The following is a 14,321-nucleotide window of genomic DNA, read 5'->3' as shown; positions in this document are numbered from 1 at the left end:
TTGCAGGAGGACAATTTATTTACACAAAATTATTGACGCTCCCCTCGCGGTTGCAAGAAATAAATGTTAAAATCAAAAGGTATGCTATTAAATGTTTTTTTGGAGGTTGGGTCATGATAGAAGTTATCGACTTGAAAAAAGTATTCGATAATGGGTTTGAAGCGTTAAAATCGGTCAATTTTACTATTGAGCAAGGGGACTTGGTTTGTTTGTTAGGACCAAGTGGGTGTGGGAAATCCACAATTTTAAACTTAATTGCAGGTTTATTACATCCAAGTGATGGAGATATTCAGTTTCGACAGCAATCGGTTGTCAAAACAGCACCAAAAGATCGGAACATCGGGTTCGTTTTTCAAAACTATGCCTTATATCCACATATGACTGTTCTAGAAAACGTAATGTTTCCTTTGACGGTAGGAAGTAAGAAAGTTCCCAAGGCAGAGGCACAAGCTATTGCCGAAGAATATATGAAACTAACGAATATTGAAGAGTTAAGCCATAAAAAGCCAGGCACACTTTCTGGTGGTCAACAACAGCGTGTTGCGATTACCCGGGCGTTAGTTCAAAAACCAGATGTTTTATTATTAGATGAGCCTTTAAGTAACTTGGATGCACGTTTGCGTTTGAAAATTCGTGAAGAAATCCGCCGCTTGGTGAAAGAAGTAGGCATTACAACAATCTTTGTAACGCACGACCAAGAGGAAGCGCTATCAATCAGTGATAAAATTATTTTATTAAACGAAGGGGTTATTCAACAAAATGATGAACCTCAAAACCTTTACTTAGAACCAAATAACTTATTTGTTGCTCAGTTCATAGGTAATCCAATTATTAATTTATTGTCTGTTGAAGTGAAAGACGGCAAAATGTACCACGAAAGTTTTGAAATTCCGCTTGAGCGTTTTGAGCAAGCACGCTTTAAAATGCCAATGACTGACGGGAAATATACGTTTGCTTCTCGTCCAGAAGATGTGGTACCAGCTGAAACAGGTCTCTTTACCACAACGACAGATTTAGTGGAATTGATTGGTCGAGAACGTATTTTACGATTTACATTAGGAAACGAACAAGTGAAATCAATTGTAAGTGTAGAAGAAGCGATTGAAGAAGGAGACACTTTATCTTTTGATTTTTCATATAAAAAAGTATTTATCTTTAACGAAGCGGGAGATCGGGTTTACTAATGAAAAAATACAATCCAGAAAATCAACCAAAAGCATGGCTCTTCCTTCTGCCATCATTAGGAATCATTTTACTGTTTAGCGTTTATCCACTGTTTCGTTCTTTGTGGATGAGTTTCCAAAAAGGTTCCTTAATTAACCAACGCTACGCTGGTTTAGAAAATTATCAACGTGTATTGAATGATCCAATCTTCTATAAAGCGTTAAAAAATACAGCGCTCTATGCATTTGCTGTGGTACCGATTGCCTTGATAATTTCCCTAGCAATTGCTTGGATTATCTTTGAAAAAGTTAAACATAAGAGTTTCTTTGAAACGATTTTCTTTATGCCTTATGTAACGAGTACGATTGCCATTGGGATTGTCTTCCGTTACTTCTTTAATGGCGATTATGGAATTGTCAATTACGTCTTAGGTTTTTTCGGCATTCCTTCTGTCAACTGGCTAGATAATGTTCAAATGAGTATGCCAACATTGATTATTTTTGGGGTTTGGACGAGTTTAGCATTTAATATTATTATTTTGTTGGCTGGGTTGAGAAATATTGATGAAGAACACTTTAAAATAGCGAAAATGTTTGGTGCCTCAGACGGCGAAATTTTCCGACGTATTACGTTTCCGCAATTAGTCCCGACCATTGCCTTTTTATTAACGGTCAATTTAATTGGCGCCTTTAAAGTTTATACACAAGTTTATGCTTTATTCGGTGGTCGTGCGGGGATTGCCAATAGTGCCACAACCGCAGTGTACTATATTTATGACAAATTCCACATTGCAGGACGTCCCGGAATTGCGATGGCCGCCACAGTGATTTTATTTGTGATTATTTTAGTGGTCACTTTCTTACAAAATAAACTCTTAAAGAAAGTGGGGCAATAAGCCAATGAAAAAAGTTTTAACGATTATCGCATTTGTTTTCTTAGGCATTTTAGCCGTTATTACGTTATTTCCATTTGTCTATATGATTTTAGCCGGTTTAATGAGTTACTCTGAAGCGACCAGCATGCCGCCAACCATGTTTCCAAAACAACCACAATGGCAAAACTACACAGAGGTCTTTCAAAAAGCACCCTTTCTTCGGTATTTCTTGAACACAGTCTTTGTTTCAGGCGTTACAACGATTGCTACGGTAGTCACCGCCGTTTTAGCTTCATTCGCGTTAACGAGTTTGAAGTTCCGTTTTAAAAATGTGGTCATTGCTTTGATGATTTCGTTGTTAATGGTTCCATATGAATCTATTATCTTTACCAATTATCAAACGATTGCGCAATTAGGTTTGTTAAATACTTACAGCGCCTTAATTATTCCATTTTTAACTAGTATTTTTTATATTTACTATTTAAACGGTTATTTAAAAGGTATTCCTGATACTTTTTACAAGGCTGCCAAGATTGATGGCGCTAGTGATTTAGAATATATTTGGCGTATTTTAGTACCAATGTCAAAACCAGCGTTGGTAACAGTAGGGATTTTAACATTCATTTCTAGTTGGAATTCTTTCTTGTGGCCATTGTTGGTGACGAACGAGAAAAAATACCGTCTATTGAATAATGGACTATCGGCCTTTGCGACAGAGAGCGGTAGTGACGTACATTTGCAAATGGCTGCTGCAACATTAACCGTTATTCCAATTTTAATTATTTACTTGATTTTCAGAAAAGAAATTATCAGAGGAGTTGCAAAAAATGGAATCAAAGGCTAAAACAACTGTGACTTTTCACAGTGGCATTTTAACAATTGGAGGAACCGTGATTGAAGTGGCGTATAAAGATGCCCACATCTTCTTTGATTTTGGTACAGAATTTCGACCAGAATTAGATTTGCCCGATGATCACATTGAAACCTTAATTAATAATCGTTTAGTGCCAGAATTAAAAGACTTATATGATCCACGTTTAGGTTATGAATATCATGGTGCAGAAGACAAAGAGTATCAACACACCGCTGTTTTCTTATCTCATGCCCATTTAGATCATTCGCGCATGATTAATTATTTAGACCCAGCTGTTCCGTTGTACACATTAAAAGAAACGAAGATGATTCTAAATAGTTTAAATCGCAAAGGTGATTTTTTGATTCCATCACCGTTTGAAGAAAAGAATTTTACCCGAGAAATGATTGGTCTTAATAAAAACGATGTGATTAAAGTTGGCGAAATTTCAGTGGAAATCGTGCCTGTTGATCATGATGCGTACGGTGCTTCGGCATTACTGATTCGCACGCCTGACCATTTCATCACATACACAGGTGATTTGCGCTTACATGGCCATAATCGTGAAGAAACTTTAGCTTTTTGTGAAAAAGCCAAACATACTGAATTATTAATGATGGAAGGCGTAAGCATTAGCTTCCCAGAACGTGAACCAGATCCAGCCCAAATAGCGGTTGTCAGTGAAGAAGATCTTGTTCAGCACTTGGTTCGTTTAGAACTAGAAAACCCGAATCGACAAATTACCTTTAATGGTTATCCAGCAAACGTAGAACGTTTTGCTAAGATTATTGAAAAGTCACCACGTACAGTCGTTTTAGAAGCAAATATGGCTGCGTTGTTACTTGAAGTATTTGGAATAGAAGTTCGTTATTATTATGCTGAATCTGGTAAAATACCAGAATTGAATCCAGCGTTAGAAATCCCGTATGACACGTTACTAAAGGACAAAACAGACTATTTGTGGCAAGTTGTGAACCAGTTTGACAACCTCCAAGAAGGTAGTTTATACATTCACAGTGATGCGCAACCGTTAGGGGACTTTGATCCACAGTATCGCGTGTTTTTAGATTTGTTGGCTAAAAAAGACATTACTTTTGTCCGTTTAGCTTGTTCAGGACATGCAATTCCAGAAGATCTGGATAAAATTATTGCATTGATTGAACCTCAAGTATTGGTTCCAATCCATACGTTAAAACCAGAAAAACTGGAAAACCCGTATGGTGAAAGAATATTGCCAGAACGTGGCGAGCAAATTGTTTTATAAATTTTTTTAAGGGAGAGAAAAAAATGAAGTTCAAAACTCTAGCAACAACAGTGTTAGCAACCGCAGCTATTTTCGCATTGGGGGCTTGTGGTAACGGTAATGGGGCCAAAGAATCAAACGATATTGTGAAAGAAGTGAAGGAAGATACGACAATCACTTTCTGGCATGCAATGAATGGGGTTCAAGAAGAAGCGTTAACAAAATTAACGAAAGACTTCATGAAAGAAAATCCAAAAATTAAAGTGGAATTACAAAATCAATCTGCTTACCCTGATTTACAAGCCAAAATCAATTCGACTTTAACTTCACCAAAAGATTTACCAACAATTACGCAAGCGTACCCAGGCTGGTTATGGAATGCTGCACAAGATGAAATGTTAGTGGACTTAAAACCATATATGGATGATGACACAATCGGCTGGAAAGATGCAGAACCAATTCGTGAAGTATTGTTAGACGGCGCCAAAATCGACGGCAAACAATACGGCATTCCATTTAATAAATCGACAGAAATGTTATTCTATAATGCTGATTTGTTGAAAGAATATGGTGTTGAAGTACCGAAAACATTAGAGGAATTAAAAGAAGCTTCTAAAACAATTTACGAAAAATCCAACAAAGAAGTCGTTGGTGCTGGTTTTGACTCGTTAAATAACTATTACGCAATTGGAATGAAAAACAAAGGCGTTGATTTTAATAAAGATTTAGATTTAACAAGCAAAGATTCACAAGAAGTCGTGGACTATTACCGTGATGGTATCGAAGCAGGTTACTTCCGCACAGCTGGTTCAGATAAATATTTATCTGGCCCATTTGCAAACAAAAAGGTAGCAATGTTTGTCGGTAGTATTGCTGGTGCTGGTTTTGTTCAAAAAGATGCTGAAGCTGGTGGCTATGAATACGGTGTTGCACCACGTCCTGAAAAAATCAACTTACAACAAGGAACAGATATTTATATGTTCGATAGTGCTACGCCAGAACAACGGACAGCGGCATTTGAATTCATGAAATTCTTAGCTACTCCTGATTCACAATTGTACTGGGCACAACAAACAGGTTATATGCCAATTTTAGAATCTGTTTTACACAGTGATGAGTACAAAAACTCTAAGACAACCAAAGTACCTGCACAACTTGAAAACGCAGTAAAAGATTTATTCGCTATCCCAGTAGAAGAAAATGCTGATTCAGCCTATAATGAAATGCGGACAATTATGGAAAGTATTTTTGCTTCATCAAATAAAGACACGAAAAAATTATTGAAAGATGCAACATCACAATTTGAACAAGCATGGAACCAATAATCAATAAATAAACAGACGTGGGAGGTTGGGATCTGAGTCGTTATGGCTCGTGTTCTAACCTTCCTGTTCTTTTGGGCGGAAGAAGGAGAGAAACAAAATGCAAATAAAAATTTTAGCAACAAGTGATATGCATGGGTATATTATGCCGACAAGTTATAGTGAAAAAAAGATGGATTTGCCTTTTGGAACCGCAAAAGCAGCAACCATGCTGAAAAAGTTACGTGCGTCTGCCGAAGGACCAGTTTTTCAAATTGAAAATGGGGATTTTATTCAAGGTTCGTCGCTTAGTTACTACGTAAGAAAAGCAGAAACACATTCAGTGGAAGCCATCACTAAAATCATTAATCAAATGAATTATGATGTTAGCATTTTAGGTAACCACGAATTTAATTACGGATTAGATTATTTAAAGGAAACAATTGCCAGTTATCAACAGCCAGTTTTAGCTGCCAATATTCTTGGTAAAGATGGACAACCTTATTTCGGTCAGCCGTATGTCATCATAGAAAAACAAGGGGTTAAAGTAGCCATTCTTGGCGTGACGACCCAATATATTCCTCATTGGGAACAGCCGGCAACAGTCAAAGATTTAACGTTTAAAAGTGTCGTTGAAACAGCGGCGGAATACGTGCCAAAACTGCGGGAAGAAGCAGACCTAGTTGTTGTCGCTTACCATGGCGGTTTTGAAAAAGATTTAGAAACAGGGGAACCCACGGAATTACTAACAGGAGAAAATGAAGGCTACGATTTATTGGAAAAAGTTCCTGGGATTGATGCCTTAGTCACGGGTCACCAACATCGAGAAATTGCTACAAAACTGAATGGAATACCTGTGATTCAACCAGGTTTTCGAGGAGCTTTTGTTGGAGAAATTACTTTAGAAATTGAACCTATGGCTAAAGGCTATCGCGTTATTGAAAGTGACGCAGCTATTCATCCTGTTGGAAACGAACAACCAGATGCAGAAGTTTTAGCTTTGACAACAGCGTTACATGACGAGGTAGAAGAGTGGCTTGATCAACCAGTGGGAAATGTGGAAGGGGATATGACGATTCAAAATCCGAATGCCGTACGCCTCAAAGAACATCCATATATAGAATTTATTAATAACGTCCAAATGGCTTCAAGCGGAACGGATATTTCAGGGACTGCACTTTTTAACAATGAAGGCAAAGGGTTTAATAATCAAATTACGATGCGCGATATCATTACCAACTATATTTATCCAAATACCTTGGCTGTATTGCGTGTCACTGGACAAGACCTCCGTGAAGCGTTAGAACAAAGCGCTACTTATTTTGTGTTAGAAAAAGGCCAACCAATTTTCAACCCGAAATATGTCGATCCAAAACCACAATACTATAATTATGATATGTATGAAGGCATTGAGTATACGCTTGATTTAAGACAACCGTTTGGTGAAAGAGTGACGAAACTTAATTATCATGGCAAAGCAGTGCAAGCAGAAGATGTTTTGGAAATCGTGACAAATCAATACCGAGCAGTCGGTGGCGGAAACTATCAAATGTTCCAACCTGAAAAAATTATTCGAGAAATTCAAATTGATATGACGGAACTGATTGCAGAATATTTAAAAAAACATCCAATCATTCAAGCGTCGACAAATGATAACTTCAAGGTTATCTGGTAAAAAATAGCAAAAAAAGCCTTCAACCATGCAATTACTTGAAAGATGGTTGAAGGCCTTTTTTGAGTTAATAGCCTTTTTTTAAGGAAACTTGGTTTTTGACGAGGGTCTGATCCGTCACAAATTGATTTAAGTTTGGAATAAAAATCGCCAGTAATTTTGATTTGAACTTCGGTGTCATGCCAGAAATATGAGGTGTTAATAAAACATTCTGCATCTCCCATAAAGGGCTATCTTCGGGAAGAGGTTCTTCTTCAAAGACATCTAAGGCAGCAAAAGCAATGGTTTTATTGTTTAAGGCAGTTATCAAATCGTTCGTTGCTACTGAGGCGCCGCGACCAACGTTTACGAAAATTGTTTCAGGAGCCATTTTTTCAAAAAGTGCCTGATTGTATAAATGTTTTGTTGTTTCAGTTAAAGGAAGAATGTTCACAACAATGGACATTTCATGGATAATTTTACTCATATTCTTCTGTGAATAGCATTCAATGAAGCCTTCCGTCACATGTCCAGAGGTATTCACGCCATAAACTTGAAGATTTAAACCTTTAGCAAATTTAGCTAATTGTTGTCCGATTTGCCCAGTGCCTACGATTAACATTTTTTGCCCAGAAAGTTGTTGATAGGAAGGGGCTGTTTGATTCCATGTGTGTTGCATTTGTTGTTGGATACTTTCTTGCAGTCCGCGGGTATGTGCTAATAAAACGCCTAAAACATGTTCTGAGATAGAAACACTATGGATTCCGCTACCATTAGACAACAGAATGCCTTTTTCTCTTAATTTATCAAAATCCATATAATCAGCACCAGCAGAAATGAGCTGAATCCATTTTAGGTGACTAGTATCAGAGGCTAATAAACGCGGACCAATTTCTTTATGCCAGCCTAACATAATTTCGATGGCCTCTTCTTCAGCAGAGGATAAATAATCGGTAGATGTTTTAACTAGATAATTGGGTGCCACAGCTTTCACTTGTTCCAGTTGTTCTTCGTTGAATACTTCATTTAAATAAATAATTGGTTGGTTCATCTTTCTTCCTCCTAGCACTTTTTATTGTATCAAAAATAAATTTAAAAGAGAAAAAGAAAGGCTTTTCAGTAAAGCAGAAAGCCAAGGACAAAAATCCGATTTAGATTTTTGTCCTTGGCTTAAAAACTGCTAAAGTCCAGTGCTAACCTTATTTAGGTACGCCGTTTTCAAATAAACTTGTACTATGAACTGGTTGACGTCGAGCATCGGGCCGTAAGTAATGTAAAGCATTATTTACGGCAGTAGGTGCCTCACCAAAGCCTGTAGCGATTAATTTCACTTTTCCCTCATAGGAACAGATATCCCCTACAGCGTATACACCAGGAATGTTAGTTGACATATCGGAATGAACATTAATAGCATTTCTAGAAACGTCTAATCCCCATTTTTTGAGGTGTGTTAAAGAAGAAGTGAAGCCATAATTGATAATTAAATCATCCAGAGGGAGATCCAATGTTTGGTCACCTTTTGTCTCCGTTAATTGGATGCCTGTGAACGTTTCGTTTTCCTTTAAAATATCACTAATGATATAGGGAGTTCTGATAGAAACACTAGATTTTTCCAGTTGTTCCACGCTATGTTCATGGCCGCGAAATTGTGGGCGACGATGGATAATAGATACTTCTTCTGCAACGTTTTCTAGCATTAAAGCCCAATCAATTGCGGAATCGCCGCCACCAGCAATCGCAACTTTTTTGCCAGCGAATTTTTTCATGTCAGTCACATAATAATGGATTGACTCACCTTCAAAGGCTTCAACATTTTCGATAGCTAAACGTCGAGGTTGGAAAGCGCCGTTACCAATCGCAAAGATAACCGTTTTAGAATAATGTGTGCCTTTAGTTGTGTCTAAGCGCAGAAGTCCATCTGCTTCCTGTGCAAGGTGTGTGACCTCTTCTTCCAAACAAACATCGTGCTGAAATGGCTGCATCTGTTTTTCCAAATTGGCAATTAACTCACCGGCTTTAATAGCAGGGAATCCAGGAATATCATAAATATATTTTTCGGGATACAGCATTGTTAGCTGACCACCTAATTGCGGCAGGCTATCAATGATTTTCGTTTTTGCTTTACGAATTCCCGCATAAAAAGCGGCAAATAATCCAACAGGACCGCCGCCGATAATCGTTAAATCATAAATATCTTTTTCATCAGACATTTGAAAATTCCTCCTAATTCATTTAGGGTTGAGACAACTATTGATCGTTTTGCGAACACTTCACAAAATAGCACGGCTTTTCGAAAAAAGCAAGTTTGGCTAACGAATCAAAGCATTCTTTAATCATTGGAAAAAGATCATAGCAATTTTCAGCATTTTTCGATATGATGGAACTATAAAATAATTATCTAGGAGGACATTCTCATGTCACAATTTCCACAATTAGATTTAGAAAATGCTAAAGGACCAAAAGCGGTCATTAAAACAAACCGAGGCGACATCACTGTTCAATTATTCCCAGAACAAGCGCCTAAAACGGTTAAAAATTTTGTTGAATTAGCGAAAAAGGGCTACTATGATGGCGTTATTTTCCATCGTGTGATTCCTGATTTTATGATTCAAGGCGGTGACCCAACCGGAACAGGAATGGGCGGCGAAAGTATTTATGGAGAAGCATTTGAGGATGAATTTTCTCGGGATGTTTTCAATTTGCGTGGCGCATTGTCAATGGCAAATGCTGGTCCTAACACAAATGGCAGCCAATTCTTTGTTGTTACTAATCAAAATGTTCCAGCTCAAATGATGAGTCAGTTAGAAGATGCTGGTTTTCCAGAAGAAATTATTGAAGCTTACAAACAAGGCGGAACACCTTGGTTAGACTTCCGTCATACTGTTTTTGGTCATGTTGTGGATGGTATGGATGTAGTAGATGAAATTGGTGGAGTCCAACGGGATGCCCAAGACCGTCCAACATTTGACGTCGTGATGGACACAGTTGAAATCATTGGTGAATAAATTTAACCAATTGAAAAAGAGAGTACCAACGAGGGACAAATTCGTTGGTACTCTTTATTTTTTTCTTAAAACGACTAACTTTTTTTTAAAAGCATCCAAATCGCTTCTTTTAATGAAGTCTTTATAGGATACTGAGTTAAAGAATAGAAGGAGAGGAAGCGAATTTGTTAGAAAAATACAGATATCCAATGGCCTTGGCTTTGTTTGCAGTAATACTCCCATTTGTAGGAACGTTTTTTACGTATGTAGATCAGCAAGGAATCGTTCATGAACCAGGATTTTATACAATTATAATTGGAGAAATTTTACTTCTATTTTCAGGTATCTGGTTCGTCAGAGTTTATTTAGCTAAACGCAAAAGAAAGAATTAAAAACAGCTGTCCTAAAAACTAGGACAGCTGTTTTTAATTAAAGGCTTTTTTGATACGTAAAAGGCCTTCTTCGAGAGTTTCTTTTGAACAAGCTAAGTTTAAACGCATGTGTTGAGAACCTTGGGGACCAAAACTAATTCCTGGATTTAAAACCACTTTCCCCTTATGAATTAAGGTATCGCGAAGTTCCCGATCCGTTAGCGAATAAGAACTAAAGTCTAACCATAAAAGATAGGTTCCTTCAGGCTCCATTACACGAACGCTAGGCATCTCTTCACGGAAAAAAGAAAGGGCAAAATCAATATTTTCTTTTAAATAATCAAGTAATGCCGTTAGCCATTCCTCCCCTGTTTGATAGGCAGCTGCCGTTCCAACGTAGCCAAAAGTATTGATGCCGCCTTGATGATTTTTGTCTTGTAAAGATACGAAAGATTGCCGTAGTTTTTCATTAGGAATGAACAGCATTGAATTTTTAATCCCCGCTAAATTAAAGGTTTTCGTTGCCGCGGTTAAGGTAACAGTGAATTCCTTAAATGCTTCATCAGCGACAGTGAAGGAAGTGAAGGTATGCGGTTTGAAAATCAAATCCTGATGAATTTCATCGCTAACCACAGTTACTTGGTGTTTTTGGCATAAACGGCCAATTGCTAGCAATTCTTCTTTTGTCCAAACACGTCCACCAGGATTATGGGGATTACAAAAAAGTAACAGCTTCACCTTTTCTTCGATTATCTGTTGTTCCATTTTAACCAAATCAACCTCATAATGTCCGTTAACTTCTAGCAAAGAATGGCGCACAAGTCTACGCTCATTTTGTTTTACCACATCTGCAAAAGGGGGGTAGACTGGATCACAAATCATGACAGAATCCGCAGGTGCTGTATACGCTTGAACGGCTGTGGCCAAGCTAGGTACCACGCCACTATTAAACAAAATTTCTTCTTTTTCAACAATCAATTGATGGTGTTGCCGTTGCCAATCTTGAATTGCTTGATACAGATCATTAGGTGCAACCGCATATCCTAGAATGCCCTGTTCAATAACTTGTGACAAGGCATCAAGAATAGGCTGATGCACTTTGAAATCCATATCAGCAACCCATAAAGGTAGTAAATCTTTTTCGTGGTAACTCGTTTCAACGGTGTCCCATTTAACACAATTCGTGTGGCGACGATCAATGGTTTCATTAAAATTAAACATAAGATAACTCCTTTTCTTCTATATAAAGTCTTACTTCCTATAGTATAGTAGATTTTGCTTAAAAGATGAAACAATAGTTTTAACAACTAGGGAAGAAATAATGCACAAACGTTGAAAAAATGCTATTATTTTAAATGAGTAGAAACGGAAAAAGAAATTTATCGTATGAAAAGAGGAAATTTGATGAAGTACAAAATTGGTATGGTACTTTCTGGCACAATTACCGGACTTCAACCATATGGCGCATTTGTTTCTTTAGACGAAGAAACACAAGGACTGATTCATGTTTCGGAAGTACAAGCTGGTTTTACCAAAAATATCCATGGACTCTTAACCGTTGGACAAAAAGTAACCGTTCAAGTTATTGATGTTGATGAATATTCTCAAAAGATTAGCTTATCTTTACGAACCCTTGAAGACAAAGTTCATTCAGTGAACCATCGACGCAAAAAATATTTTACGGATAAGAATAAAAAAATTGGCTTTGCAACCTTAGACAAAGAACTTCCAGAATGGATTGATGAAGCCATGGATAAATTGCTTGAAAAATAATTCTGTATTTTTTCAGAAAGTGTGTTACAATTTCTTTTGTTAGTGAATCTAAAAATTAATTGAGGTGGATGTCGTGTCTAACAAAAAAGTCGCTGGAACAATCATACTGAACTTAAACGATGGTAGTAAAAAATTTTTGATGCATCCAATAGGTGAAGCGATTGAGTTTGCGATGGCAAAAGTTTCTGATGAGATGACGGGTTTAGCTAGTATGCTACAATGGTTCAAAGAAGAGGTTCAATTGGACGTTACTTCAATTAGCTTAGTAGAATTAACTAACGCGCATATCAATAAAGAAAATGTTCCGCTGTTTGTCTTCGAGATGGATGAACAAGCACTTAAAAATGAAATGGATAAAGACTATACATGGGTAGCACCTGCAGAATTAAAAACGATTTGGTCAAAATATCATATTGAAGGTGTCCCAATGTTTTAAACAAAAAAGAAAGAATCTGTCGATAATCGAACAGATTCTTTCTTTTTTTATGTTGTACGTAAAAAAGTTAATCGAACTATTTCAAATATATGATTCAAATTGTTCGATTTTTAGCAAGGAATTAAACTGTTTTGATAGACAATTAGGATTTAAAAAGTTTAAAAACGAAATAATTGAAAAGAATGAAAACAGATTGAAAACTTCTTTTAATTTTTTTGAAAAAAAGTGTTGACCAAACATCAAAATCTTGATATATTATTACATGTCGCAAGGCGAGTCACACAGCTGAGCGATTCAGAAATCAATAATTAAATAACAATTCTTGATTTCAAATCTCTCGAAAAAAGTTTGAAAAAGCAACGAAAAAGTTGTTGACAAATAACAAACGAGATGATAAGATATAGAAGTTGTCACAACAGACAACAACCGAGCAAAACAACTTAAAAAACTTTTTTAAAAAAGTTCTTGACATTCAAACGAAAGTTTGTTATGATATAAAAGTTGCTGCGAGGTAACGTAGACCTTTGAAAACTGAACAAAGAATAGACGAACCAAATGTGTAGGGCGTCTTGATTCAATTCAAGACAACAAACATTTTTAACAAGCAAGCAATATGCTAGCAAACAAATTGAGCTTAACAATCGCAAGATTGTTCTAACTTTTATTATGAGAGTTTGATCCTGGCTCAGGACGAACGCTGGCGGCGTGCCTAATACATGCAAGTCGAACGCTTCTTTCCTCCCAAGTGCTTGCACTCAATTGGAAAGAGGAGTGGCGGACGGGTGAGTAACACGTGGGTAACCTACCCATCAGAGGGGGATAACACTTGGAAACAGGTGCTAATACCGCATAACAGTTTATGCCGCATGGCATAAGAGTGAAAGGCGCTTTCGGGTGTCGCTGATGGATGGACCCGCGGTGCATTAGCTAGTTGGTGAGGTAACGGCTCACCAAGGCCACGATGCATAGCCGACCTGAGAGGGTGATCGGCCACACTGGGACTGAGACACGGCCCAGACTCCTACGGGAGGCAGCAGTAGGGAATCTTCGGCAATGGACGAAAGTCTGACCGAGCAACGCCGCGTGAGTGAAGAAGGTTTTCGGATCGTAAAACTCTGTTGTTAGAGAAGAACAAGGACGTTAGTAACTGAACGTCCCCTGACGGTATCTAACCAGAAAGCCACGGCTAACTACGTGCCAGCAGCCGCGGTAATACGTAGGTGGCAAGCGTTGTCCGGATTTATTGGGCGTAAAGCGAGCGCAGGCGGTTTCTTAAGTCTGATGTGAAAGCCCCCGGCTCAACCGGGGAGGGTCATTGGAAACTGGGAGACTTGAGTGCAGAAGAGGAGAGTGGAATTCCATGTGTAGCGGTGAAATGCGTAGATATATGGAGGAACACCAGTGGCGAAGGCGGCTCTCTGGTCTGTAACTGACGCTGAGGCTCGAAAGCGTGGGGAGCAAACAGGATTAGATACCCTGGTAGTCCACGCCGTAAACGATGAGTGCTAAGTGTTGGAGGGTTTCCGCCCTTCAGTGCTGCAGCAAACGCATTAAGCACTCCGCCTGGGGAGTACGACCGCAAGGTTGAAACTCAAAGGAATTGACGGGGGCCCGCACAAGCGGTGGAGCATGTGGTTTAATTCGAAGCAACGCGAAGAACCTTACCAGGTC

The 14,321-nt window shown here is 38.1% G+C and carries 14 protein-coding genes and 1 rRNA gene (1 of these 15 cut by a window edge); 12 read left to right on the top strand and 3 right to left on the bottom strand.

The genetic code is table 11. The features are described from left to right. The first annotated feature begins 50 nt into the window (after positions 1-50). The 6 genes from IGK96_RS11625 to IGK96_RS11600 all read left to right on the top strand — a co-directional run bounded on the left by IGK96_RS11625 (position 51) and on the right by IGK96_RS11600 (position 7,110). Entirely contained in the window at positions 51-1,184 is a 1,134-nt protein-coding gene (locus IGK96_RS11625) for an ABC transporter ATP-binding protein (RefSeq protein ID WP_002396511.1), read from the top strand. Then, entirely contained in the window at positions 1,184-2,059 is an 876-nt protein-coding gene (locus tag IGK96_RS11620) for a carbohydrate ABC transporter permease (RefSeq protein ID WP_002355143.1), read from the top strand. Before IGK96_RS11625 ends, IGK96_RS11620 begins: the two co-directional genes overlap by 1 nt. Before the next feature lie 4 nt (positions 2,060-2,063). Then, the gene (locus tag IGK96_RS11615; protein ID WP_002355144.1) at positions 2,064-2,882 is read left to right on the top strand and encodes a carbohydrate ABC transporter permease; all 819 of its coding nucleotides are present in this window, start codon (positions 2,064-2,066) and stop codon (positions 2,880-2,882) included. Continuing rightward, positions 2,866-4,155, top strand: a complete 1,290-nt coding sequence (locus IGK96_RS11610) for an MBL fold metallo-hydrolase (RefSeq protein ID WP_002359171.1) — start codon at positions 2,866-2,868, stop codon at positions 4,153-4,155. Before IGK96_RS11615 ends, IGK96_RS11610 begins: the two co-directional genes overlap by 17 nt. A gap of 23 nt (positions 4,156-4,178) precedes the next feature. After that, positions 4,179-5,459: an extracellular solute-binding protein gene (locus IGK96_RS11605; RefSeq protein ID WP_002359172.1), complete on the top strand. Its 1,281-nt coding sequence runs from the start codon at positions 4,179-4,181 to the stop codon at positions 5,457-5,459. 97 nt (positions 5,460-5,556) lie between these two features. Beyond that, a complete protein-coding gene (locus IGK96_RS11600; RefSeq protein ID WP_085443184.1) occupies positions 5,557-7,110 on the top strand; it encodes a bifunctional metallophosphatase/5'-nucleotidase in 1,554 nt (517 codons plus the stop codon). A 64-nt stretch (positions 7,111-7,174) separates the two neighbouring features. Here IGK96_RS11600 and IGK96_RS11595 read toward each other — a convergent pair whose 3' ends face one another. Both IGK96_RS11595 and IGK96_RS11590 read right to left on the bottom strand, forming a co-directional pair. Then, on the bottom strand, positions 7,175-8,137 hold the full coding sequence (locus IGK96_RS11595; RefSeq protein ID WP_010715421.1) for a phosphoglycerate dehydrogenase: 963 nt from the start codon (positions 8,135-8,137) through the stop codon (positions 7,175-7,177). A 148-nt stretch (positions 8,138-8,285) separates the two neighbouring features. Then, a complete protein-coding gene (locus IGK96_RS11590) occupies positions 8,286-9,296 on the bottom strand; it encodes an NAD(P)/FAD-dependent oxidoreductase (RefSeq protein ID WP_010824157.1) in 1,011 nt (336 codons plus the stop codon). Between the two features lie 204 nt (positions 9,297-9,500). On the opposite strand from IGK96_RS11590, the gene IGK96_RS11585 reads away from it, so the two are divergent. Both IGK96_RS11585 and IGK96_RS11580 read left to right on the top strand, forming a co-directional pair. After that, entirely contained in the window at positions 9,501-10,091 is a 591-nt protein-coding gene (locus tag IGK96_RS11585; protein ID WP_002355150.1) for a peptidylprolyl isomerase, read from the top strand. Positions 10,092-10,255: 164 nt separating this feature from the next. Then, positions 10,256-10,462 carry a DUF3955 domain-containing protein gene (locus IGK96_RS11580; protein WP_085443185.1) on the top strand — a complete coding sequence of 69 codons (207 nt, stop codon included), beginning with the start codon at positions 10,256-10,258 and terminating at the stop codon, positions 10,460-10,462. Positions 10,463-10,495: 33 nt separating this feature from the next. Here IGK96_RS11580 and IGK96_RS11575 read toward each other — a convergent pair whose 3' ends face one another. After that, the gene (locus IGK96_RS11575) at positions 10,496-11,662 is read right to left on the bottom strand and encodes a MalY/PatB family protein (RefSeq protein ID WP_071646795.1); all 1,167 of its coding nucleotides are present in this window, start codon (positions 11,660-11,662) and stop codon (positions 10,496-10,498) included. 183 nt (positions 11,663-11,845) lie between these two features. Here IGK96_RS11575 and IGK96_RS11570 point away from each other — a divergent pair, with 183 nt between their 5' ends. The 4 genes from IGK96_RS11570 to IGK96_RS11555 all read left to right on the top strand — a co-directional run. After that, positions 11,846-12,214, top strand: a complete 369-nt coding sequence (locus IGK96_RS11570) for a CvfD/Ygs/GSP13 family RNA-binding post-transcriptional regulator (protein WP_002365178.1) — start codon at positions 11,846-11,848, stop codon at positions 12,212-12,214. A 64-nt stretch (positions 12,215-12,278) separates the two neighbouring features. Continuing rightward, complete coding sequence (locus IGK96_RS11565) at positions 12,279-12,650, top strand: hypothetical protein (RefSeq protein WP_002385270.1); 372 nt, start codon at positions 12,279-12,281, stop codon at positions 12,648-12,650. Continuing rightward, a complete protein-coding gene (locus IGK96_RS11560; RefSeq protein ID WP_002392518.1) occupies positions 12,634-12,882 on the top strand; it encodes a hypothetical protein in 249 nt (82 codons plus the stop codon). The genes IGK96_RS11565 and IGK96_RS11560 overlap by 17 nt, the downstream gene beginning before the upstream one ends. Positions 12,883-13,312: 430 nt before the next feature. Then, a 16S ribosomal RNA gene (locus IGK96_RS11555) occupies positions 13,313-14,321 on the top strand (it continues 552 nt past the right edge of the window).

This window comes from Enterococcus sp. DIV0682 (assembly GCF_051712685.1).
Taxonomy (GTDB): domain Bacteria; phylum Bacillota; class Bacilli; order Lactobacillales; family Enterococcaceae; genus Enterococcus; species Enterococcus faecalis.
This window is presented reverse-complemented; position numbering and strand designations above follow the sequence as displayed.